This is a genomic window from Flavobacterium sp. 11 (genome assembly GCF_002754315.1).
GTDB lineage: Bacteria > Bacteroidota > Bacteroidia > Flavobacteriales > Flavobacteriaceae > Flavobacterium > Flavobacterium algoritolerans.
Genome location: NZ_PEFE01000001.1, coordinates 3,494,664 through 3,519,444 on the forward strand (window position 1 = coordinate 3,494,664; position 24,781 = coordinate 3,519,444).

Annotated in this window: 22 protein-coding genes and 1 pseudogene; 12 read left to right on the plus strand and 11 right to left on the minus strand. The window is 34.2% G+C overall.

All coding sequences use genetic code 11. From position 1 onward, the window contains the following. Positions 1-21 precede the first annotated feature (21 nt). Positions 22-1,494 (minus strand): IMP dehydrogenase, encoded by a 1,473-nt coding sequence (gene guaB / locus CLV00_RS15155; RefSeq protein WP_099715965.1) that lies wholly within the window; start codon positions 1,492-1,494, stop codon positions 22-24. Positions 1,495-1,656: 162 nt separating this feature from the next. On the opposite strand from guaB, the gene CLV00_RS15160 reads away from it, so the two are divergent. Beyond that, positions 1,657-4,158 (plus strand): cation-translocating P-type ATPase, encoded by a 2,502-nt coding sequence (locus tag CLV00_RS15160; RefSeq protein WP_099715966.1) that lies wholly within the window; start codon positions 1,657-1,659, stop codon positions 4,156-4,158. A gap of 9 nt (positions 4,159-4,167) precedes the next feature. On the opposite strand, the gene CLV00_RS15165 is transcribed toward CLV00_RS15160, so the two are convergent. The 4 genes and pseudogenes from CLV00_RS15165 to CLV00_RS15180 form a co-directional block, all read right to left on the minus strand. Then, positions 4,168-5,562, minus strand: a complete 1,395-nt coding sequence (locus CLV00_RS15165; RefSeq protein WP_099715967.1) for a DUF5723 family protein — start codon at positions 5,560-5,562, stop codon at positions 4,168-4,170. Continuing rightward, a complete protein-coding gene (locus CLV00_RS15170) occupies positions 5,559-6,113 on the minus strand; it encodes a hypothetical protein (protein WP_233206918.1) in 555 nt (184 codons plus the stop codon). The genes CLV00_RS15165 and CLV00_RS15170 overlap by 4 nt, the downstream gene beginning before the upstream one ends. Positions 6,114-6,217: 104 nt before the next feature. Next, a complete protein-coding gene (locus CLV00_RS15175) occupies positions 6,218-7,081 on the minus strand; it encodes a hydroxymethylglutaryl-CoA lyase (RefSeq protein ID WP_099715969.1) in 864 nt (287 codons plus the stop codon). A gap of 232 nt (positions 7,082-7,313) precedes the next feature. Continuing rightward, positions 7,314-8,332 (minus strand): annotated as a pseudogene (locus CLV00_RS15180) (quinone-dependent dihydroorotate dehydrogenase). 314 nt (positions 8,333-8,646) lie between these two features. Between CLV00_RS15180 and CLV00_RS15185 the strand changes: the two are divergent. From CLV00_RS15185 to CLV00_RS16495, 4 genes are all read left to right on the plus strand, one after another. Then, positions 8,647-9,204: a hypothetical protein gene (locus CLV00_RS15185; RefSeq protein WP_099715970.1), complete on the plus strand. Its 558-nt coding sequence runs from the start codon at positions 8,647-8,649 to the stop codon at positions 9,202-9,204. A 178-nt stretch (positions 9,205-9,382) separates the two neighbouring features. Beyond that, a complete protein-coding gene (gene pepT / locus CLV00_RS15190) occupies positions 9,383-10,636 on the plus strand; it encodes a peptidase T (protein WP_099715971.1) in 1,254 nt (417 codons plus the stop codon). Positions 10,637-10,641: 5 nt separating this feature from the next. After that, a complete protein-coding gene (locus CLV00_RS15195) occupies positions 10,642-11,226 on the plus strand; it encodes a YdeI family protein (protein ID WP_099715972.1) in 585 nt (194 codons plus the stop codon). Positions 11,227-11,519: 293 nt separating this feature from the next. Further along, the gene (locus tag CLV00_RS16495; RefSeq protein ID WP_199074810.1) at positions 11,520-11,969 is read left to right on the plus strand and encodes a hypothetical protein; all 450 of its coding nucleotides are present in this window, start codon (positions 11,520-11,522) and stop codon (positions 11,967-11,969) included. A 74-nt stretch (positions 11,970-12,043) separates the two neighbouring features. Here the strand turns inward: CLV00_RS16495 and yajC are convergent, their stop codons facing one another. The 3 genes from yajC to CLV00_RS15215 form a co-directional block, all read right to left on the minus strand. Next, positions 12,044-12,316: a preprotein translocase subunit YajC gene (gene yajC / locus CLV00_RS15205; protein WP_099715973.1), complete on the minus strand. Its 273-nt coding sequence runs from the start codon at positions 12,314-12,316 to the stop codon at positions 12,044-12,046. Positions 12,317-12,346: 30 nt separating this feature from the next. Further along, positions 12,347-13,258, minus strand: a complete 912-nt coding sequence (nusB, locus tag CLV00_RS15210) for a transcription antitermination factor NusB (protein ID WP_099716372.1) — start codon at positions 13,256-13,258, stop codon at positions 12,347-12,349. Positions 13,259-13,443: 185 nt separating this feature from the next. Next, positions 13,444-14,550, minus strand: a complete 1,107-nt coding sequence (locus CLV00_RS15215) for a Glu/Leu/Phe/Val dehydrogenase (protein WP_099715974.1) — start codon at positions 14,548-14,550, stop codon at positions 13,444-13,446. A 200-nt stretch (positions 14,551-14,750) separates the two neighbouring features. Between CLV00_RS15215 and CLV00_RS15220 the strand changes: the two genes are divergently transcribed. The 5 genes from CLV00_RS15220 to CLV00_RS15240 all read left to right on the plus strand — a co-directional run bounded on the left by CLV00_RS15220 (position 14,751) and on the right by CLV00_RS15240 (position 19,274). Beyond that, entirely contained in the window at positions 14,751-16,511 is a 1,761-nt protein-coding gene (locus CLV00_RS15220) for an ABC transporter ATP-binding protein (RefSeq protein WP_099715975.1), read from the plus strand. Between the two features lie 71 nt (positions 16,512-16,582). Beyond that, complete coding sequence (locus tag CLV00_RS15225) at positions 16,583-16,963, plus strand: PUR family DNA/RNA-binding protein (RefSeq protein WP_099715976.1); 381 nt, start codon at positions 16,583-16,585, stop codon at positions 16,961-16,963. A gap of 90 nt (positions 16,964-17,053) precedes the next feature. Next, positions 17,054-17,878: an alpha/beta hydrolase gene (locus CLV00_RS15230; protein WP_099715977.1), complete on the plus strand. Its 825-nt coding sequence runs from the start codon at positions 17,054-17,056 to the stop codon at positions 17,876-17,878. Between the two features lie 5 nt (positions 17,879-17,883). Next, positions 17,884-18,708, plus strand: a complete 825-nt coding sequence (locus CLV00_RS15235) for a sulfurtransferase (RefSeq protein WP_099715978.1) — start codon at positions 17,884-17,886, stop codon at positions 18,706-18,708. A 17-nt stretch (positions 18,709-18,725) separates the two neighbouring features. Beyond that, entirely contained in the window at positions 18,726-19,274 is a 549-nt protein-coding gene (locus tag CLV00_RS15240) for an alpha/beta hydrolase (protein ID WP_099715979.1), read from the plus strand. Between the two features lies 1 nt (position 19,275). On the opposite strand, the gene CLV00_RS15245 is transcribed toward CLV00_RS15240, so the two are convergent. The 3 genes from CLV00_RS15245 to CLV00_RS15255 form a co-directional block, all read right to left on the minus strand. Then, complete coding sequence (locus CLV00_RS15245; protein WP_099715980.1) at positions 19,276-19,611, minus strand: tRNA-binding protein; 336 nt, start codon at positions 19,609-19,611, stop codon at positions 19,276-19,278. Between the two features lie 326 nt (positions 19,612-19,937). Further along, entirely contained in the window at positions 19,938-20,870 is a 933-nt protein-coding gene (locus tag CLV00_RS15250) for a peptidylprolyl isomerase (protein ID WP_099715981.1), read from the minus strand. A gap of 306 nt (positions 20,871-21,176) precedes the next feature. Continuing rightward, positions 21,177-23,207 (minus strand): M3 family metallopeptidase, encoded by a 2,031-nt coding sequence (locus CLV00_RS15255; protein WP_369800956.1) that lies wholly within the window; start codon positions 23,205-23,207, stop codon positions 21,177-21,179. 302 nt (positions 23,208-23,509) lie between these two features. On the opposite strand from CLV00_RS15255, the gene trmD reads away from it, so the two are divergent. Together trmD and rplS are read left to right on the plus strand one after the other, a co-directional pair. After that, a complete protein-coding gene (gene trmD, locus CLV00_RS15260) occupies positions 23,510-24,187 on the plus strand; it encodes a tRNA (guanosine(37)-N1)-methyltransferase TrmD (RefSeq protein ID WP_074723946.1) in 678 nt (225 codons plus the stop codon). A 172-nt stretch (positions 24,188-24,359) separates the two neighbouring features. After that, positions 24,360-24,710: a 50S ribosomal protein L19 gene (gene rplS, locus CLV00_RS15265; protein WP_073354306.1), complete on the plus strand. Its 351-nt coding sequence runs from the start codon at positions 24,360-24,362 to the stop codon at positions 24,708-24,710. Positions 24,711-24,781: the final 71 nt, after the last annotated feature.

Sequence of the window (24,781 nt, forward strand, 5' to 3'; positions counted from 1 at the left end):
TTATGATTTTAAAACTATAAATTATCTAGAATAATTAGGAGCTTCTTTCGTAATAGTTACATTATGAGGATGACTTTCGTTGATTCCGCTTGCGGTAATACGAACAAAACGACCTGTATCTTGTAAAGTAGGAATATCTTTTGAGCCACAATATCCCATTCCGGCACGAAGACCACCAATGAATTGTTGCATACTTTCGTTCAATTCTCCTTTATAAGGCACACGCCCTACAATTCCTTCCGGTACTAATTTCTTAACATCATCTTCTACATCTTGGAAATAACGGTCTTTTGAACCTTCTTGCATCGCTTCCACAGAACCCATTCCACGGTATGACTTGAATTTTCTTCCTTCGAAAATAATAGTTTCACCAGGAGATTCCATAGTACCAGCCAGTAATGAACCTAACATCACACAATCTGCACCTGCAGCAATCGCTTTAGGAATATCACCTGTGTAACGAATTCCACCATCAGCAATTACTGGAACGCCAGTACCTTTAATCGCCGCAGCAACTTCAAGTACTGCAGAAAATTGAGGAAAACCAACACCAGCAACAATACGAGTTGTACAGATAGAACCTGGTCCAATCCCTACTTTTACTCCATCTGCGCCATTTTCAACTAAATATTTAGCTGCTTCTGCAGTGGCAATATTACCAACAATAACGTCTAAGTCTGGAAATTTAGCTTTCACTAATTTCAGTACATCTACCACTCCTTTTGTATGACCGTGAGCGGTATCGATTATAACTGCATCTACTCCGGCATTAACCAAAGCTGTAGCTCTTTCAACAGCATCTGCGGTAACACCTAATGCAGCAGCAACACGTAAACGTCCGTATTTGTCTTTGTTTGCATTTGGTTTTTGAGTCAATTTAGTGATGTCTCTGAAAGTAATCAAACCCACTAATTTATAATCAGCATTTACTACTGGAAGTTTTTCAATTTTATGACCTTGCAAAACTACTTCTGCTTGTTCCAGAGAAGTACCTTCGGCAACAGTTACTAAGTTTTCACTGGTCATTACCTCAACAATAGGTCTTGAACTATTTTTTTCGAAACGCAAATCTCTATTGGTAACGATACCTTTTAATATTTGGTTTTCATCTACAATTGGAATACCTCCAATACCAAATTCTTTCATTGCACTTTTAGCATCTGCAACAGTAGAAGTCAATGGCAAAGTAACCGGATCGATAATCATTCCAGACTCCGCACGTTTTACTTTTCTAACTTTCGCAGCTTGTTGCTCGATAGTCATATTTTTATGCAAAACACCAATTCCGCCTTCTTGCGCCATAGCAATTGCCATTGCACTTTCGGTAACTGTATCCATAGCAGCAGATACAATAGGAACATTAAGTGTAATATTTCTTGAAAATTTTGATTGAATACTCACTTCGCGAGGAAGCACATTTGAGTAGTTAGGAACTAATAGAACATCATCGTAAGTTAATCCTTCACCGATAATCTTAGAGTTGTGTGCGATCATTGCAATTGTAGTTGGAGTTTAATTGCGTGCAAATATAGACAATCTTATGCAAAAAAACGAGTAAATTTTATAATAAATGATTAAATTGCATTATAGAGTTTTCTCTAATCCAACTTCTTCCGTTTTTATAATCTGTGAAATTTGATTCATTTATTTTTTGCTATGAAAGAACCGCAACAACAAATAAAAGGACTTTCAAATGATGAAGTCTTGCAATCAAGAGCAAAACATGGAGCAAATTCCATAGCGCATCAGGACAAAAACAACTTCTTCACTTCTTTAATCGAAATGGTTAAAGAACCTATGTTTTTATTGCTTTTGACCGCTACCAGTATTTATTTTATCACAGGCGATTTTGGCAACGGAATTTTTATGGCTGTTGCTATTGTAATGGTTTCTACGATATCACTTTATCAGGAATCAAAAAGCAGAAATGCAATCGAAGCTTTAAAAAAACTATCTCAACCCAAAAGTAAAGTCATTCGCAATAGCGAAATTATAGAAATCCCAAGTGAGGAAATTGTCTTGGGTGATCTCATTCAAACCGAAGAAGGAACCTTTATTCCGGCAGATGGTATCATTATCAAGTCTAATGATTTTTCTATAAATGAATCCATTCTTACCGGTGAATCGCTGGCTGTCTTTAAAAATGAAACATCTGAAAATAATCAGGTATATCTTGGAACAATTGTCACCAGCGGCTTAGCCATTTGTGAAGTAACAGCCATTGGAAACCAAACCCAATTAGGCAAAATAGGCAAAAGTCTGGAAACGATTATCGAAGAAAAAACGCCTTTGCAAATACAAATTGGGAACTTTGTAAAAAAGATGTCTTTTGTAGGACTGGCAATTTTTGGTATCGTCTGGATTATTAATTATTATAATTCCAAAGATGTTCTGGACAGTTTATTAAAAGCCTTGACCTTGGCAATGAGCATCATCCCTGAAGAAATTCCAGTGGCTTTTACCACTTTTATGGCACTTGGTGCTTGGCGCTTGATGAATATGGGAATTATTGTCAAACAAACGAAAACGGTAGAAACCTTGGGCAGTGCCACCGTAATTTGCACCGATAAAACAGGAACTATCACCGAAAACAAAATGAGTTTGGCGCAATGGTACACTTTTTCATCGAATGAAATATCTAACCCAAAGAAACAGCTTAGTAATGACGAACTCGAATTATTAACGCTTTCCATGTGGGCCAGTGAACCTATTCCGTTTGACGCTATGGAAATTGCACTGCATGAAGCGTATTCAAAATTAGAAATTCCAGATGAACGAGCCCATTTCAAATTGACACATGAATATCCATTATGCGGAAAACCTCCCATGATGACCCATATTTTTGAAAACCAAAATGGAACCAGAATTATTGCTGCCAAAGGTGCGCCCGAAGCCTTAATTGCATGCTCTAATCTATCCGAAAAAGAAACACAACAAGTACTTGCCGCAATGACAACTATGGCTCTGAAAGGGTTTCGCGTTTTAGGTGTTGGCGTAGCTGAATTTTCAGGAACAGATTATCCCGAAACGCAACAGGAATTTTCTTTTGATTTCAAAGGACTAGTCGCTTTTTATGACCCGCCAAAAGAGAATATAAAATCCGTTTTTGAAACATTTTATAAGGCAGGCATTCAAGTAAAAATAGTTACTGGTGACAATGCTGCGACAACAGCCACTATAGCCAAACAAATTGGTTTTCGAAACGTAGAAAAGACACTCAATGGAGATGAATTAATGGCGATGGACGATGCCACTTTGAAAGAAAAAGTAATGGAAACTGCTATTTTCACAAGAATGTTTCCTGAAGCCAAACTCAAAATCATAAAAGCGCTGAAAGATAACAATCAAATTGTAGCCATGACTGGCGATGGCGTAAACGACGGACCCGCATTAAAATCAGCGCACATAGGAATTGCTATGGGCAAAAAGGGAACCGAAATTGCCAAACAAGCCGCCAATCTTATCCTTATTGAGGATGATTTTTCAAAAATGATTGACGCTATTGCCATGGGCCGAAAAATATATAACAATCTAAAAAAAGCGATTCAATACATCATTTCGATTCACATTCCAATTATCATGATTGTCTTTATTCCTTTGGCTTTAGGATGGATTTATCCCAATATTTTCTCTCCGGTTCATGTCATTTTTCTGGAAATAATTATGGGACCTACCTGTTCTATAATTTATGAAAATGAACCTATGGAACGCAATTTGATGCTCCTCGAACCAAGACCATTTACCACGACCTTTTTTAAACTGAAAGAAATAACGATAAGTATTATTCAAGGGTTTGTCATCACTTTAGGACTTTTATTTGTCTACCAATATTGTGTTGCTGACAATTGCTCCGAAAGCGCCACAAGAACTGTTGTATTCCTCACTTTGATTGCTTCCAATATTTTCTTGACACTCACCAACCGCTCTTTCTACTATTCAATATTTACAACTTTACGTTATAAAAATAATTTAGTTCTAATGATTATTGGCGCAACCATTCTAATCACTGTTTTATTGCTGTTCGTTCCTTTATTTGCTCATTTTTTCGAGTTCGAAAGGGTTTCTGGGTTACAAATTTGTCTGAGTATTTTAGTGGGATTTGTCTCGGTACTTTGGATAGAAATTTACAAAGGATTTAAACGACAAAGACTCAAATAAAAACCAATATTATTTTTTACTATCCTTAAAAATAACATTAAGACCTAGCTGAAAAGACAGACTATTGGCTTTAGTGACATCCCTATATTCCAAAAGATTATCGGCAAGAATATAGAAATTAACCGGTCCAAACATACTGGACAAGCCCAATCCTATATTTTTATAGGAATAAGAATCTATGGTATAAGTTGCCTTCATTTGCAACGAATTGAAAATTTTTCTTCTGTAATAGGTCGTAAAAGCAACTAAAGGCGTTCTCGGGGTAGACATTACAAATAATTGAGCACCTACAGCACTTTTATAAATAGTTTCAGGATCATAATTAAGACAATTACAATCTTCAGAGACTTCTTCTTCGAATGAAAACTGAATGGAAGTATTGAGTTTTGTAGGTCGCCAAGTTGTATAATCAGCATACAAGGTATCTAAAGGAACGGCATCCTTAAATTCTTGATAGCCATCTTCTGCTGAATTTCCAGAGCTGAATTTGGGAATAACTCCTTCGTATTTATAAGTTCCTTTAAAAGTCAAACTTTCTACTTCATTCGTATGTTTTATAAAACCAAGATCTATCACACTTGCAGTAAATTGAATATTTTTCTTTGGATAATAAGTTAAACCGGCATCAAATCCCAAACCTAAATTTCCGCCTAGAAGGGCTCTTTTAGTAATATCTTTTACCACATTTGGATCGTAATCTTCATCATCATATTTAGCAACCCCTGATGTATTGAATTGCAAATCCGAATAAATCATTTGCTCATAAACACCTTGTGTGGAAGGAATGGTATAAATATAACCTGAATTATTCGTGGAGTTAACATTATAAATACTGGAATAAATCTTTCCTCGCGCTCCTAGAATTAATTTTTCATTTATCTTTTTATGAAATCCCAGATGAAAAACCGAAAGCATTTCTGCTTTTAGATTCAAATCGCCTAAATTGAATACTTTTCCCAAATAATCTCTATTCCCGTCCAAAACCAAAATTGCAATATCTTTAGGAACATAGCTCATAAAATCAAATTCTTGGTACATACCAAAAGAAACATAGGAATCTCCTTGCCCTCCAGCTATTTTAAAACCGCCATTAAATAATTCTATCTGTTCGTTTATGGCCATTCTGTCTTTTCTTGTAGTGGAGAATACTACATTTCGCAGTTTCACATTAAAATCGACTCCGTTATCTGCAAATAAATCATACGCCGAAAATCCACTAGAGCCTACATTTGTAGAAATACCAGACAATAAAGGAATCCCAAAATACCAATTGAACTTGACATCAGACCCAGGATTAGTCAGCAAAGACTGAGGCACTGAAGTGAAATTATATAGAATTTGTTTGTTTTGTGAAAAGCAACCTATTGTTAGAAATAGAGCAAAAATTAAAATTATTTTTCTCATTCTACTACAAAATAAGCGGTTACTCCTGAACGTAATTTTAAATTCCCTACACTGCTTTCGCTTAATGGAGGACCTGCTAACATGGTGAGCCTAAAAGTAATTTTAATTGTTCTTTTTAATAAATCCAGTGAAGCATTTTGAAATGTTTCAGTTTTAGTAACTATATTTTCTGCACCGGAGTAAGCAGGTACGATAAAATTTGAGGAATGAACTGGCTGATTATTTCTATCCAGAAAGACTAAGTCTATTCTGTAACTTCTATTTATGGTATTGTTAATTTCAAAAAAAAGATCGATTCTATTTAACTTTTCCGTGAAAAATTTTTCGCTGAACACATCGACAGTTGGGGCATCAAAAATTACGTTTTGTTCTACTCCGCCAGTTACAAACTGATTTGCCTCAACATCAAAATAAGCTAAATTTGATATAATTACAGGTTCTAACTTTATATCATTTACTTGATTGTAATCTAAATCACTTGCGCATGAAGACGAAAATAAGATTAGAATTAGTACACTTAGGATTCTATGGATGGTCCGTAGTTGCATCATATTAGTCTATTAAAAGTAAATTGGGGAACTGTATAACTAACGTATCATTCATAAACTTATTATTTTCAAGATTAGAGTTCAAGTACAATTATCATTTTTTAATTTTAATGAAACTCACCAAATAACTTAGAAGCCTCATTGTAAGCACTTTCAAAACTCATAGGACTCATGTCTGTTTTTTCTTTTTGCGAAGTAAAATAAGATAATAACTTCTCAGTAGGCATATTACCCGTTAAATCATCTGTTGCCATCGGACATCCGCCAAAACCTTGAATAGCACCATCAAAACGACGACAACCCGCTTTATAAGCCGCATCAATTTTCTCAAACCATTTATCAGGTGTGGTATGAAGATGCGCACCAAATTCTATTTTGGGATATTTCGGAATTAGATTCGAAAACAAATACGAAATCACATCTGGTGTTGAACTTCCTACCGTATCCGAAAGTGACAAGATTTTAACTCCCATTAATGCTAATTTCTCAGTCCATTCGCCTACAATTTCAACGCTCCAAGGATCACCGTAAGGATTACCAAATCCCATAGAAAGATAGGCTACTACTTCCTTATTTGTCCTGTCGGCAATTTCAAGGATTTCATTTAATGTAATTAACGATTCGGCAATCGTTTTATGGGTATTCCGCATTTGGAAATTCTCAGAAATCGAAAATGGGAATCCTAAATACTGTATTTCGGGATGATTTGAAGCCAGAGTTGCTCCTTGCGTATTGGCAATAATTGCCAATAATTTGCTTTTGGTTTGAGATAAATCCAGTTGTGCCAATACCTCTGCTGTATCTTGCATTTGCGGAATCGCTTTAGGCGAAACAAAGCTTCCAAAATCTATGGTATCAAAACCTACACGTAACAAAGACTGGATGTAAGTCACTTTTCTTGCCGTAGGAATAAAAGGCTTTATGCCTTGCATGGCATCACGTGGACATTCTATAATTTTTATTGGCTCCATAGAAAGCCAAAGATAGAAAAACAATTAAGAATTTTAAATTCTGCGTTTCAAATTTTCTAAAATTGACATTATTACATATTTCGGTAATAAATTAAAATATTACGCAATTTGGTAATATTTTGATATTAAACTTTTAGAATTGAACTTGATTTTTAAATTATAATTGAATTATCATACGTTTAATCAAAGGAGACATTATTAACTCTTGAAAAGTACCTTCAAAAATAAAATATTACAATCTTTCTAAAATCTTTTTGTTTATGGCTTTCACCAAAGCCGGACCTTCATAAATAAAACCAGTGTACAACTGAACTAAACTTGCTCCTGCATCTAATTTTTCTATTGCATCTTCCGCAGAATGAATTCCTCCTACTCCAATAATTGGGAAGGCTTTATTGCTTTTTTGAGATAAAAAACGGATGACTTCAGTAGAACGATGCGTTAATGGTTTTCCAGACAAACCGCCCATTTCTGTTTTATTCTCGGATTGTAATCCTTCACGAGAAATGGTAGTATTTGTGGCAATAACGCCCGCAATTTTAGTTTCTTTGATAATATCAATAATATCAAGCAACTGTTCATCTGTCAAATCCGGAGCGATTTTTAAGAGGATTGGTTTTTGTTTTGGCTTAGCCAAATTCTTATTTTGAAGTGTTTGCAGTAATTGTGTCAATGGCTCTTTGTCTTGTAACGCTCGAAGATTTGGCGTGTTTGGGGAACTTACATTTACCACAAAATAGTCCACATAATCATATAAAGCATCAAAACAGATTTCATAATCCAAAGTGGCTTCTTCGTTTGGTGTCAATTTATTTTTACCAATATTCCCCCTATTAAAACGCCTTTATTTTGTTTCAAACGTTCCACCGCTTCTTGAACACCGCCGTTATTGAAACCCATTCTATTAATGATTGCGCTATCTTCTTTCAGACGAAACAATCTTTTTTTAGGATTTCCTTCCTGACCTTTTGGAGTTAGCGTTCCTATTTCAATAAAACCAAAACCAAAATTGGACAATTCTTTATATAGCTTGGCATCTTTATCAAACCCAGCAGCAAGTCCAACTGGATTTCTAAATTTTAAACCAAAAACTTCAGTTTCTAATCTTGAATCTTTTACTTCATAAAGCAATCTAAAAAGGCTAGTAAAACCTGGAATTTTGGACAAAAATCGAATTAATGAAAAAGTAAAATAATGAACTTTTTCCGGATCAAACAAAAATAGAAATGGACGAATGAGTAATTTATACATGGTTGTAGTGTTGTTGGTGCAAAAATAGAACTATCTAATCGATAATTAAATATTTCGAAAAAAAATTATACAGCAACATTTGATTTGGCTTCAGCCAAAGAAGAAATAGTTAAAATAAACAGTAGTTAAATAAAGCACAAAAACTTTACACCAATAAAAAACAAACAACTGACTACTAGCAATTTAAAATTAAAAAATATTGACTCAACATCCTCAACACAAAATAAGAAATGATTTTTTCAATGATTTTTCTTATCTTGTAATAAATAAATTAGTGTTGAACATCAATTTTCATCAACTTAAAACACATAGCCATGAATATAAAATTATTTCTCACTGTAGTATTGCTTTCTAGTTTTCAACTTTTCTTTGCTCAAGAAACTAAATCTGACACGATAAAGTTAGCCACAAAAACTACGATTACTACGGTTACAACAATCAAAGATACGATAAAAGTTGCTCCAGAAGTAGCAGCAAAATTAGCAACGACTGCCGAAAAAGAAGCATTAAAAAAAGAAGCTAAAGTACTCAAGGACAAAATGAAATTGGAGAAAAAAGCGCTAAGAGAAGCTAATAAAATTGAAAAAGAGCAGAAAGATTTTGAAAAAAAACAAAAAGCTTTTGATAAACGACAAGACAAAATTCTTTCGAGTGAAAAATCAATTAGTAAGATAAAAACAAAAATCTCAGATGAGGAAAGATATTTAATAAAACTCAAAGAAAAATTTGAACAGAGAAAATCAAAAGGAAAGCTTAGTTCTACTGAAATTGAAAAAGAAAATATCAAAATCAGTAAGCGACAAATAAAAATAAATAAGCTGGAAGGAGATTTAGATAAAGCAGAAGAAAAACTGCATAAAATGAGAGATTAATTTGAACCACCTTCGGGTGGTTTTTTTATGTAAAAAAGTTGATTTTTACCGAAAAATAGCATTGTTTATTGCTGTTTATACAATGCAATTATTATTTTTAATTTGCAAGATTTAGTTGCTCATTAACTTCAAAAAGCTCCTGAAAAAATGTTTATATTTGCATTAAAACAAATTTAAAATGCAACATATAATTGACCGTTTCATCAGTTACGTAACTATTGATACTGAATCTGACCACAAATCAGAAAGTACGCCAAGTACAGCAAAACAATGGGATTTAGCCAATAAACTGGTTGAAGAACTTAAAACAATTGGATTGCAGGACGTAACAATTGATGAAAAAGCATATATTATGGCTACTTTGCCAAGTAATGTAAATCATGAAGTTCCTGTAATTGGATTTATTTCTCATTTTGACACTTCCCCTGATTTTACCGGAGCCAATGTAAAACCTCAAATTGTATCGAACTATGATGGTAAAGACATTGTATTAAATGCAGATAAAAACATTGTGTTATCACCAAGTTATTTCAAAGATTTATTGCTTTACAAAGGGCAAACTTTAATAACTACTGACGGAACAACACTTTTAGGCGCTGATGATAAAGCCGGAATTACCGAGATTGTTACTGCAATGGAATTCCTTGTTAACAATCCTGAAATCAAACACGGAAAAATCAGAATTGGTTTTACTCCAGACGAAGAAATTGGTCGTGGTGCGCATCATTTTGATGTAGAGAAATTTGGAGCGGATTGGGCGTACACAATGGACGGAAGTCAAATAGGCGAATTAGAATATGAAAATTTTAATGCGGCTGGCGCCAAAATCACTTTCAAAGGAAAAAGTGTGCATCCCGGTTATGCCAAAGGAAAAATGATCAATTCTATGTTGATTGCCAATGCTTTTATCAATGAACTTCCAGCAGGAGAAACTCCTGAAGAAACTAAAGGTTATGAAGGTTTCTTTCACGTACATCATCTGAATGGAAGTATTGAAGAAACCGTATTGGAATTAATCATTCGCGACCACAACAAGAAAAAATTCGAAAAACGCAAAGAACTAATCGAGAAAATTGCTCGAAAAATCAATAAGAAATTTGCAAAACAATTTGGTGAAGACATCGTTATCACTGAGATTAAAGATCAATATTACAATATGAAAGAAAAGGTTTTACCTGTGAAACATATTGTGGATATTGCTGAAAAAGCAATGAAAGAAATAGGAATTAAACCGCTTATAAAACCTATTCGTGGTGGAACTGATGGTTCTCAATTATCCTATAAAGGATTGCCTTGCCCAAATATCTTTGCCGGCGGACACAATTTTCATGGAAAATACGAATATGTTCCAGTAGAAAGTATGCAAAAAGCAGTTGAAGTAATTGTAAAAATTGCTGAATTGACAGCTACAGAAGATTCTTCTAAAAAATAATCTATTTGGAACCTTCAAAAACGACTCATATCTGGGATAGAAATAACAGTTGGTCAGAAGAATTAGAACTTCTAAAATCAGTTATTGTCAAAACGGAACTCGTGGAAACAACCAAATGGGGCGGTATTGTTTATGTTTTGAATGGTAAAAACGTACTCGGAATTGGAGGATTCAAAAATTACTTTGCGATTTGGTTTTTCAATGGTGTTTTATTGCATGATAAAAAAAAGGTTTTGGTTAATGCGCAAGAAGGCGTTACCAAATCATTGCGACAATGGCGATTTTCATCAAAAGAAGAAGTCAATGAAGCAGCAGTTTTAGATTACATTCATGAAGCGATTGCCAATGAAAAACAAGGAAAGAATAGTAAACCACAGAAAAAAGAACCTATCGTTTCTGAACTTCTTCAAAAGGAATTAGATGCAGATGCCAATTTAGCAGATGCTTTTCTAAAATTCTCTCCTTACAAACAATATGAATTTTTAGAATATATTGAAACTGCAAAACGAGAAGAAACCAAACGTTCCCGGATTGAAAAAATCAAACCGATGATAAAAGAAAATATTGGTTTGAATGATAAATACCGATAAAATGAAGTCCCAATTCTGAAACTCAGAGTTGGGACTTTTTTTTTGTTCAAAATCATATTAGAATAGCTCTTTGTTCTCCCATAATCTTTTACACAATCTCTTTCTTAAAAAAAGAAAACACTTCCTTCCTAGGTTACTATTTGTTGTAAAACAGAATAAATTAGCTAAATCGTTCTGAAAAACTTAACATTGACCAGTCTATTAAATCACTATATTTACTTACAACCACGTAACAATTTAGTAACACCAGAATAACTATTCGTTTAATTGCATAAAAACTAATACTATAAATTATGATACCAAAGAAAGAAGCGGAAACTGATCCAGTATCTCCGGCAAAACCTGAAATTGTTAAGCCAGTTAGAGCTCGAAGAACAAAAGTTGTTAAACCTGAAGTGGAACCCGCTGAAATTATAGTTCCTGTAATTGAAGAAATCATAACAGAAACTATAGAAATTTCGACTATTGATCTAGAAGACAATGATGATAGTGACGTTTCAAATCAGAAAAAAAGTAAAAACAAGATTAAAACCAAAGTAAAGATGAAAGATAAAGACAAGAAAAAGGCTAAAAAAGCCGACGCAAAAGAGAAAGCTAAGCAAAAAGCGAAAGCAAAAGCCAAAAAGGCAAAAAAAGCCAAAAAGGATAAAGCCAAGAAAGCAAAAGTTAAAGCCAAGATAAAAGCTAAAAAAGCCAAAGCAAAATCAAAAAAAGCGAAGAAGAATAAAAAGAATAAAAAATAAGGATATTTTTTATCCAAAAAAAAGTCCCAATCCGAATAATCGGTTGGGACTTTTTTAATTCATTAAAATGAGAATTATTTTTTGTTCAATACTGCACTCATTTCCATAGAAATAGCAGAACGCTCCATTTTCAATTTTCCTGACATCGTTTCAACAACAACAGTTGTATCCGCTAACTCAGAAACTTTTCCGTGAAGACCACTTTTTGTGATGATTTTATCACCCACTTTCAAGCTGCTTTCGAATTCTTTTTCATTTTTCGCTCTTTTCTGTTGTGGTCTGATCATGAAGAAATAGATCACCACAAACATTAATAAAAACGGTGCAAATTGAGTTAATTGTTCCATAATTTAAATTCTTTTTTTATTAGTTAATTATTACATTAAACCACGACCAGCTTTAATGATTCTTTTGCTGGCTTCCAGTTCTTTTACTAAATTGTCTAAAATTCCGTTGATAAAAATACTACTTTTTGGCGTAGAATATTCTTTGGCAACTTCTAAATATTCGTTAAGAGTTACTTTTACTGGTATCGATGGGAATTTCAAAAATTCACAGATTGCCATTTTAAGAATAATGGTGTCAATTTCGGCAATTCTTTCAGTATCCCAATTTGGGGTTTTATCAAGGTATTCTTTGGCTAATTCCGTTTCGTTTAAGACTGTTTTTCTGAACAAATCTTTAACAAAATCCTTATCCTCATTGTCTTTATACAATTTTGGAACTCTGAAATTATCATCTTCACCAGATTTAATGGCTTTCAATTGCTTGATAATATGCGTATTCACTAATGGAATATCATCAACCCAAGTTAACTTATCATCCTCTAAATACTCGTATAATTTCTCGTTTGGAACAATTACATCCATGAATAAATCAACGATAAATTGCCTGTCTTCTTCAAATGTATTTACTGAATTACTCATGTAATCCGCATACAATTTACTAGCTTTTACATCATTCAAAAGCAGTAAAATATAATCGTCGTTTAAAGACCAATTATTGATTTTACGGTTTTCCAGCGCAATACTTAATGAATTGTTTTCGGCAAGGATTTGAAAGATTCTGTTTTTGATGAACTTTTCGTTGGGTTTACGTTCCTCAGGAGTTGCAAGATGTTTCAAACTAGATTTATGTAAAAAGACAGTCTCTGTTTTACAAATTTCAATCAGGGAAGAAAGCATTATAAGGTATAAATCTTGAATATTGTCGATACTGTAAAAAAGGAATTTTTCTTCTTTTTCCAGATTATCTGAACCGCTTTGATGCATCGCATAAATGGATTGCATTACTTTAACGCGAATGTGTCTTCTATTTACCACCTTGTAAGAACTTTTATTAATTAGTCTGCAAAAATAAGTATTTCATTTTTTAAAATAAAATATATAATCGCTTATTTTAAAGTTTTCAATCAGCAGCATTCAGTGAACGGTAATAAATTGCTCACTGAATACTGATAACTGAGTACTATTTTTTACTTTTTACTGTTTTCTATTTTTCTTTGATTGATGCGATTTTGAGCAATAGTCAAAGCAGCATGATGCGTTGTCATCTTGTTAGCAATGGCAAAATCAAATATTTCTAATGTAGTGTTATAGATATTTTCTGTTTTACGCATAATCTCCGCTTTGTCATAATGTGCTAATTCAGCATACACATTGATAATTCCACCTGCATTAATCAAGAAATCCGGAGCATAAAGAATGCCTCTTTCCTGTAGAATTGCACCATGAACATTCTCATCAGCTAATTGATTATTAGCAGCACCAGCAATAACTTTTGCTTTGATTTTATAAACTGTATTGTCATTTAACGTTGCTCCCATCGCACAAGGCGCATAAATATCAACATCTGCACTGTACAAATCTTCTCCTCTGAAAATTTCTGCATTGTATTTCGCTCCCACTTCATACAATCTATCTTCGTTGATATCCGAAATGGTTACTATTGCTCCTTCTTTTGTCAAATAATCAACTAAAGTTTCGCCAACGTGACCAATTCCTTGAACCAAAACTTTCTTGCCACTCAAAACATCAGAACCAAATTGTTGTTTTGCAGCCGCTTTCATACCTAAATACACACCGTAAGCTGTAACAGGTGATGGATTTCCAGAACCACCTCTTGATTCAGAAATTCCGGTAACATAAGGCGTTACATCTCTAACGATATCCATATCTGCGGTTTCCATTCCTACATCTTCAGCCGTAATATATCTTCCGCTTAAAGAATGTACAAATTCACCAAACTTACGCATCAACTCAGGAGTTTTTTGCGTTTTAGCATCTCCAATAATCACTGCTTTTCCTCCACCAATATTCAGTCCTGTAATCGCTGCCTTATAAGTCATACCGCGAGAAAGACGCAATACATCGTTCAATGCTTCCCATTCATTTGCATAATTATACATTCGAGTACCACCTAAAGCTGGTCCCATAACCGAATTATGAATACCAATAATTGCTTTTAAACCTGTATCTTTGTCGTTGCAAAATACAATTTGTTCGTGATCATCAAATGATAATTGACCAAAAACGGGATCCATTTTTTGAAGTTCCTTTCCAGTTGTGAAAGCTGCATTCATAGTGTAAGTTTTTATAGTGATAAATTACGAATTCGTCAAAAAGACAATCCAAATTTAAACAAAAAATGAATATGTATTGATTTTTTGTTTAAAAATTATCAAATCAATAATTTAACTCGCTAGCAATTCAACACTGAAATTATTAAAAAATACAATTATTTTAAAAAATAAAATCATTTCAACATAGAATATCTTAAAAAATGAAAGAATTACGTTATTTAAATAAATATTTCGTCAAATACAAATACAGCTTCTTACTGGGAATTATTTTTACCATTATCGCACAAATATTCATGCTTTTTACACCCAAGTTGATTAGCAAATCATTCAAGGTCATTGAGGCTTTCGCCAAAGATAAAGCCGTAGCCAAATCAGTTATTCACGAAGAATTAATATCGAATATCCTATTGATTATTGCTACTACAATTATTGCTGGATTTCTTACTTTCTTAATGAGACAAACTTTAATTGTGATGTCACGCCACATAGAATTTGATTTAAAAAACGAAGTATTCCGTCAATATGAGAATCTTTCGCAGAACTTCTACAAGCAAAATCGAACTGGAGATTTAATGAACCGAATCAGTGAGGACGTTTCTAAGGTAAGAATGTACGTTGGGCCAGCAGTAATGTATACCATAAATACCGTCATACGTTTTGCAATAGTCATTGTCTATATGTATAATGTATCGCCGATACTGACCTTATACACATTGCTTCCTTTACCAATTTTATCATACGCTATTTTCAAACTGAGTTCCGAAATCAATGTGAGAAGCACGATTTTTCAACAATATTTATCTAAAGTTTCCAGTTTTTCACAAGAAATATTTTCTGGAATCCGAGTGATAAAAGCCTATTCATTAGAAAACCAACATCAAAATAATATGGTGAATTTAGCCAATGAAAGCAAAAGTAAAAGCTTGAATTTGGCCAAAGTGCAATCCTTATTTGGACCGTTAATGTTGGCACTGATAGGAATCAGTAACTTAGTCGTAATTTATTTTGGTGGTTTAATGTACATCAACGGCTCTATAAAAAGCATTGGAACAATTGCCGAATTTATTTTATACGTCAATATGCTTACTTGGCCTGTAGCATCTTTAGGTTGGGTTTCTTCTATGGTTCAAGAGGCCGAAGCTTCTCAAAAAAGGCTGAATGAATTCCTTAAAATCGAACCGGAGATAAAAAATAAAAATCTGAATAAATCAGTGATTGAAGGTTCTATTTCTTTCGAAAATGTAAGCTATACTTACGAAGACACTAATATCAAAGCGTTGCAAAACATTTCTTTCACCGTAAAAAAAGGAGAAACTTTAGCTATTCTAGGTAAAACAGGCTCCGGAAAATCTACTATTTTATCCTTAATTTCCAGAATGTATGATGTAACAGATGGAAAAATAACCATTGACGGAAGCGAAATAAGCACCGTTAATCTTTTTGATTTACGAAACAGCATTGGTATCGTTCCGCAAGATGCGTTCTTATTTTCAGACAGTATCAAGAATAATATCATGTTTGGCAAAGAGAATGCGACTATTCAAGAAGTGGAATCAGCCGCTAAAAGTGCCGTTGTCCATGACAATATTATGGGCTTTAATAAACAATACGAAACCATTCTTGGCGAAAGAGGAATTACACTTTCCGGAGGTCAAAAACAAAGGGTCTCTATTGCAAGAGCAATTATTAAGAATCCCCCTATTTTACTTTTTGACGATTGTTTATCTGCAGTAGATACCGAAACTGAAGAAACTATATTAAACAACTTGTATGAAATTTGCAAAGACAAAACAACTATAATTGTAAGCCATCGTGTCTCATCTGCTAAAAATGCCGATAGAATAATCATCATCGAAAAGGGTGAAATTATACAACAAGGTTCTCATAATCAATTGATAAATCAAGAAGGCTATTATGCCGCTTTGTATTTGAAACAACTTTCAGAAAAAGAAATGCTATAATTGTTGGATAATACATATATTTTTTAGATTTTTGGATACTACTTAACAACCATAAATTGATAGAAAGGATTATGAGAGAACATGACATGTTAGAAAAAGAAGAGATATTTTCTAAAGTTTTAAGAGCTGGAAGAAGAACTTATTTCTTTGATGTGAGAGCGACAAAAGCAGATGATTATTACATTACCATTACCGAAAGCAAAAAATTCACTGAAGAAGATGGATCATTCCATTTCAAAAAACATAAAATCTATTTATACAAAGAAGATTTTGCTGCTTTTGCAGAGATTCTTGGCGAAATGACTTCTTATGTTTTGAACCACAAAGGCGAAGAAGTAATTTCAGAAAGACACCAAAAAGATTTCAAAAAAGAATATGCATCTGAGAAATCAGATGATGAAATTATACCACAAACATCAACGTTCACTGATATTGAATTTGATGATATTTAATTTTTAGTTCCCTACTTACAAAAGTAAAAAGTCCAAAAGTCATTTGATTTTTGGACTTTTTTTGTACATTTAAAAAATAAATGATGCCAAATGAAAAACGTTTCTCTTTTTGTATTGCTATTCTTTTTCGGGTTTACTATATCAGCTCAAGAACTAGAATATACAACACAAACCAATCTTCCTTATTACACAGAAGCCATCAATAAATCAGATGCATACATAAAAGAACGATGTGTACTAGATGTCTATTACCCAAAAAATAGTCCGGGATTTGCAACCGTGATTTGGTTTCATGGCGGTGGATTAACCGGTGGAAACAAAGAACTTCCTGAAGGACTAAAAAACCAAGGAATAGCAGTTATTTCAGTCAATTATCGCTTGGGTCCAAAAGTAAGTGCCCCAAAATATATTGAGGATGCGGTCGCTGCTGTAGCTTGGGTTTTTAAAAATATCCCTGCATTTGGTGGAGACGAATCTTTGATTTTTGTATCCGGTCATTCTGCAGGTGGATATCTGGCAAGCATGGTAGGTTTAGATAAAAAATGGCTGAACACTCAGGGAATCGATGCCAATAAAATAGCGGGTCTTATTCCTCTTAGCGGACAGGCAATTACTCATTTTTTAGTTCGAAAAGAACGCGGTATTGCAGATACGCAGCCGGTAATAGATGATTTAGCACCACTTTTTCACGTTCGTGCAGATGCTCCTACTCTATTACTAATAACCGGAGATCGTGAATTAGAAATGTTAGGCCGTTATGAAGAAAACGCTTATTTAATGCGCATGATGAAAATTGCTGGACACAAAAACACGAAACTATATGAATTAGACGGATTTGGTCACAACATGACAGAACCCGCTTTTCCTTTATTGCTTAATGAAGTCCGAAGAATTACTAAGGAAAAGAAACACTAAAACAAATGACAGAACCAATCGTAAGTGTCGCATGGCTTCAAGCTAATCTTAAAAATCCAAATGTAATAATCCTCGATGCCAGTTTAAAAGAGAATCAATCCAATTTAAAAACTGGCTTAGAAAATATCCAAATTAAAGGTGCCCGATTTTTTGACATAAAGAACACCTTCAGTGATACTGCCAACCCATTACCCAATACACTTCAGAGTCCCAAACAGTTTGAAACAGAAGCTAAAAAACTAGGAATCAATAAGAAAAGTACAATAGTAGTCTATGACAACTTGGGTATTTATTCGAGTCCAAGAGCTTGGTGGCTGTTTAAAATAATGGGGCATCAAAATGTTGCTGTTTTAGATGGCGGGTTGCCCGAATGGGTAAAAGAAGGTTATTCTGTTGAAGAAATACCAGAAAATCCAATCTATGCCCTTGGAGATTTTGAAGCCAAATTTATCCCAGAATTAGTAAAAAGTAAAGAACAAATTCTAGAAAACATACAAACCAAAGATGCTATTTTGATTGATGCACGTGCAGAAAACCGATTCAAAGGAATTGGCGATGAGCCCAGACCTGGATTACGAAGCGGTCATATTCCCGGTTCTATAAATATTCCGTATACACAGCTTTTACAAAATGGAAAATTTTTACCAAAAGAAGAATTAGTTACTATCCTAAAAACTGACGATAAACCTCTAATATTCACTTGCGGTTCCGGAGTTACAGCCTGTATTGATTTAATAGCCTACGAATTGATTGGTAAAAATCCGAAATCAGTCTATGATGGTTCTTGGACAGAATGGGGACAACTGGAGAATCTTCCAATAGAGAAATAGCCTAATTTATTTTAAATATGGAACCAAAATTATTAATTCTAACAGGACTTGGAGATTCAGGAGAGAATCATTGGCAAAGTTATTGGCTGCGAAAATTTGACAACTCAACTAAGCTTATTCAGGACAATTGGGAGGAACCTCAACTTAATAACTGGCTTGAAAATCTCAATGAAACAATCCGAAAATTAGACACTCCAACTGTTTTAATAGCGCATAGTCTAGCGGTTTCAATGGTCGTGCATTGGGCTTCCGCCAATAGTAATCAGAATATAATAGGCGCTTTGCTCGTTGCTCCTGCCGATGTTGATTCGGCTGAACATACACCTGAGGTAACTTGGAACTTTTCTCCTATACCAAAATTAAAACTTAATTTCCCTTCGATAGTCATCAGCAGCGAAAACGACCCTTATATTTCAATCGAAAGAGCCGAGTATTTAGCCCAAAAATGGGGCAGTGATTTTATCAACGTAGGTCAAAAAGGACACATAAATTCTGAATCAAATTTAGAATATTGGGAAGAAGGACAGTTGATTTTGCAACAGTTACTAAATAAAACGAATTCCTAGTTTACCCAATTCGCAATCCATTTTCTATTTTAAAATCAGGAGCCAGCAAAATCACATCCCCTTCATCTCCTACTGCTCCCAACACCAAGCACTCGCTCATAAATTTTCCGATTTGTTTTTTAGGAAAATTGACTACAGCAACCATTTGTCTGTTGAGTAAATCTTCTTTTTGATAACGTTTCGTTATTTGTGCAGATGTTTTTCGGATTCCAATTTCAGAACCAAAATCAATCGTCAATTGGTACGCTGGCTTTCGGGCTTCAGGAAAATCATTAACTTCCAGAATAGTTCCTACACGCATTTCTACTCTTTCAAATTCAGACCAAGTTAGTTCCATAGATTTTATTTAGTGTTACATTTAACAATTTTAAAAAACTAAATTAAGGTTTTTAAAAATAATAAAACAGCCTTAACTTAAAAAAACAAAGATTTTAAGGACACAAATAAGTTACTCAAAGAAAGTGTCACTGCTGAATTTTATTTAAAATTTGAACTTTTAGGAGTGATTGTAAAATAATTTTAATACTTCAAAAGTCAAAAAAACCTTAAAAAACAATACACCAATTTATTCGTAAAAAAACATCGAAAACTCTATTTTACTCGGCAAAAAAAATCCCAAAACTTTCGTTTCGGGATTTTTTAATTTTATATGAATCGTTTAAACTATTTAACGTCCATTAATTCTACGTCAAAAATCAAAGTAGCATTTGGTGGAATTGCTCCTCCAGCACCACGAGATCCGTAACCTAAATGAGCCGGAATCACAAAACGTGCTTTGTCACCTACGCGTAACAAGGCAATACCTTCGTCCCAACCTTCAATAACGTTTCCTCTTCCTAATGGAAATTCAATTGGTTTTTTACGAGGATATGAACTGTCAAAAACTTTTCCGTCAGGAAGTTGCCCTGTATAATGTACAGAAACTGTTTTTCCGTTCTCTGCTTTTTTACCTTCACCTCTTTGGATGAATTGGTAACGCAAACCGCTTTCTGTTTTTTCAAAACCAGCAGCCAATTTTTCCATAGCCGCTTCAGCATCTGCTCTTAAAGCTGCATCACGCTTGTTACGAGCTCCTTTGAAAGTGATAAAAGCTTCGATTGCATTCCAACTTTTAGCTTCTTCTCCTACTCTAACAATCTCTAAAGACTCTAAAACATCACCTTGAGCAACAGCATCAACAACATCTTGACCTTCTACCACGTGTCCAAAAACAGTATGTTTGTTATCCAACCATTCTGTTGGGATGTGTGTAATGTAGAATTGAGAACCGTTTGTTCCAGGCCCTGAATTAGCCATTGCCAAAACTCCCGGACGATCGTGTTTCAAACTTGGATGAAACTCATCATCAAATTTATACCCTGGATCTCCAGTTCCTGTTCCTTGTGGACAACCACCTTGAATCATGAAATCAGGAATTACTCTGTGGAATTTTAATCCGTCATAAAATTTAACCCCTTGTGGTTTTACTTTATTTTCTAAATTTCCTTCTGCCAATCCTACGAAATTCCCCACTGTACCAGGAGTCAAATCGTGTGTTAGTTTTACTAAAATAGCACCTTTAGAGGTGTTGAATTTAGCATATATTCCGTTTTCCATGTTTTTTAATTTTTATTGAAGGGCAAATTTACGAAATTAATTTTAAAAAGGGAATTGGGAGATTCGTTGATTTGACTATTTGAAAGTTTGCAAATTATTTAGACTTTTTCAGATAATTATAATCTTTTCCGCTACGCAAATTCGGCTCTTTAAATCTCATAATTCCACTACATCCTAGCCCAGATTGAAACAACATCCTTTTCTTGCTTTCTTTAAGCAAGGAAAGATAGCGTGTAAAGCTGGAAATAGCTCCTAAAAAAATGACATCCTTACGAATGTCATTTAGTTATTTATATCAAAATTTTATTATTTCACCAGTAAACCCGCGTTTCTCAAATACGGTTCTATTTGCATGTCATGCCCAATAAAATCCTTGAAGGCTTTGTTTAAATCGACACTATTACCCACCGATAAAATGTATTTCCTGAAACGCTCACAATTGGCTCTTGTCATACCACCATTGGCCTGCATCCAATCGAAAGCATTATAATCCAATGTTTTTGACCAAGTATACGCATAATATCCTGCTGAATATCCTCCACCCCAAATATGGGCAAAATAAGGCGTGTGGTATCTTGTTGGAACTTCATTTACCAACAAACCGAATTTTTGCAATGCTTCTTTTTCGAAAACTAAAGTCGGTTTGAAATCCGATTCTTTTTCGACACTATGCCAAGCCATATCTAGCGTTGCCGCTGCTAAAAGCTCCGTTACTACGTATCCTTTATTAAAGGTATCGGCTTTTTTAATTTTATCAATTAACTCTTGAGGAATGGCTTGTTTGGTTTGATAATGTATCGCATAGTTTTTTAAAACCAAAGGATCCAATGCCGCATGCTCATTGATTTGGGAAGGAAACTCTACATAATCACGCGGTACAGATGTCCCTGAAAGCGTTACATACTGCTGGTTTGCAAACAATCCGTGTAAAGTATGTCCGAACTCATGAAACAGTGTAGTTACATCATCAAAACTAATCAAGGATGGATTTCCTCCGGCTGGTTTTGAGAAATTATATACATTGACAATAACTGGTTTTTGTTTTAAATAATGTGACTGATTCACAAAATTACTCATCCAAGCACCACCGTTTTTATTGTCTCTGGTGTAAAAATCTAAATAATATATTGCAATTGATTTTCCGTCATTATCATATACTTCATACACTTTTACATCTGGATGATAGACCGGCAAATCATTCCTTTCTTTAAACGTGATGCCATACATTTGTTGTGCTGCGAAAAATACTCCTTTTTCTAAAACAGTACCAATTTCGAAATACGGTTTTATTTGGCTTTCATCTAAATCATATTTTGCTTTACGCACTTGCTCTGAATAAAAGTTCCAATCCCAAGGCTCTAATTTAAATCCTCCGTTTTGTGAATCAATCAGGTCTTGAATTTCTTTGGCTTCTACTTTTGCTTTTACAACTGCCGGACCTGCAATTTTTGCCAATAAATCCATCGCTGGTGCTGGTGATTGCGCCATTTGATCTTGTAATTTCCATTCGGCGAAACTTTTCTTACCCATTAAATTTGCTTTTTGCAAACGCAATCTTGCCATTCGTTCTATTACTTCACGAGTATCACCATCATCATTTTTTTCGGCACGATTCCATGATGCTTTGAATATCTTTTCTCTTGTGGCTCTGTTAGTAAGACTTTGCAATAATGGTTGCTGTGTCGTGTTTAACAACCCTATTAAATACTTTCCGTCTTGCCCCGCTTCTGTAGCTTTTGCTTTTGCAGCAGCGATTTCATCAGCACTTAAACCCGCTAAATCATTTACATTGTCAAATAAAATGGCTCCGTTTTTTCGGGCAATCAATAATTTATTTCCAAAGAGCGTGCTCAAACTCGCTAACTCTTCATTGATTTTTTTCATTTTATCTTTATCCGTAGCTGATAAATTTGCTCCGGCTAATTCAAATTGTTGCAAATAATACTGTGTTAATTTTTTATCTTCTCCTTTTAAAGCTGCAATATTCAATGCCTTGAAGCGATTGTACAGCTTACTGTTCAAATAAATTTTATCATTATGAGCCGAAAAAATTGGAGCGTATTCCTCATCAATCGCTTGTAATGTCGGGTTAGTATTAGACCCCGTTAAATTATAAAAAACACCTGTTGCTCTCCCTAAATCCACACCACTGGTTTCTAATGCCAATACTGTATTTTGAAAAGTTGGTTTCGCCGGATTGTTTGCAATCTTTTCAATTTCTTGATCATGAATTTTCAAACCGTATTCAAAAGCAGGTTTAAAATGTTCGTCTTTGATTAAATCAAAAGTCGGTGCTTGATACTGCAACGTACTTTTTTGTAAAAGAGGATTTGTCATCTTAACAGATTTGTTTTGTGCATAGAGTGTTTCAGTTTGTAAAGAAGCGACTAAAAACAAGGAACTAGCAACAATTATTTTCGAAAAAATTTGCATAATTAAGTGGTTTATTTTTAAGACATAAAAGTAGTTGAAAAAAGCATAGTATGAAATAGTGCACTAAAGAATTAATCCCTGTTAAAAGCATCATTAGTTCAGCAAAAAGCTAAAATAGTGCCTAAAAAAGTTTAATCATTGATTTGGTTATTTGAAAACCTCTGCAACTTTGTACCTTTGCACCTTTCAAACTAAGATTCAAAATTATGCGCATCGATATTGTTACCGTCCTCCCAGAATTATTGCGAAGTCCGTTTGAGGCTTCAATCATGAAACGCGCTATTGACAAAGGTTTAGTAGAGGTTCATTTTCATAACTTACGGGATTACACCACAAACAGACAAAAAAGTGTAGATGATTATCCCTATGGCGGTGGTGCTGGAATGGTCATGACGGTGCAGCCTATTGATGCCTGTATTACACATTTGAAAAGTGAAAGAACCTACGACGAGATCATTTATATGTCGCCGGACGGGGAAACCCTGAACCAGAAAATGGCGAATACGATGTCAATGTACGAAAATATCATTATCCTTTGCGGACATTATAAAGGTGTGGACCAACGCGTACGCGATCATTTTATTACCAAAGAAATATCAATAGGTGATTATGTATTGAGCGGAGGTGAATTAGGAGCTTTGGTATTATCGGATGCATTAATCCGATTGATTCCTGGAGTTTTGAGTGACGAAACCTCAGCATTGACCGATAGTTTTCAGGATGGATTATTGTCAGGACCTATATATACAAGACCAGCCGATTACAATGGATGGAAAGTTCCAGAGGTTTTGACCAGTGGTAATTTTGCCAAAATTGATAAATGGCGTGAAGATATGGCGTACGAACATACAAAGAACAGACGACCGGATTTACTGGAGGAGTAAAAATTTGTTTAAAGTTTTAGGTTTAAAGTTGGTATTCAAGAACTTCTAAACTTTAAACAAGAAAAACTTTAAACTTTAAACTTTTTTATTTACTTTTGCACCCACATTAGTTCAACCTCTGGCGAGATCCGTGAATGTTGATTTAATACAAACCATAATTAAAAAAATTATCATGGCAGATTTAATGAAATTCGTTCAAGACGAATTCGTAACAAGAAAAGAATTCCCAGTTTTTGCAGCTGGAGACACTATTACCGTTTACTACGAAATTAGAGAGGGTGAAAAAACTAGAACTCAGTTTTTCAAAGGAGTTGTTATTCAAAGAAGAGGTTCTGCTAATACAGAAACTTTTACTATCCGTAAAATGTCTGGAGCTATTGGAGTTGAGCGTATCTTCCCAGTAAATCTTCCTGCTTTACAAAAAATTGAAATCAATAAGAAAGGTGCTGTACGTAGAGCTAGAATTTTCTACTTCAGAGAACTTACTGGTAAAAAAGCTAAAATTAAAGATAAAAGAAGATAGTTTACTGTCTCTTTATTATAAAAGTCCCAACAATGTTGGGACTTTTTTTGTTTAATATTTTCCTTATAAAT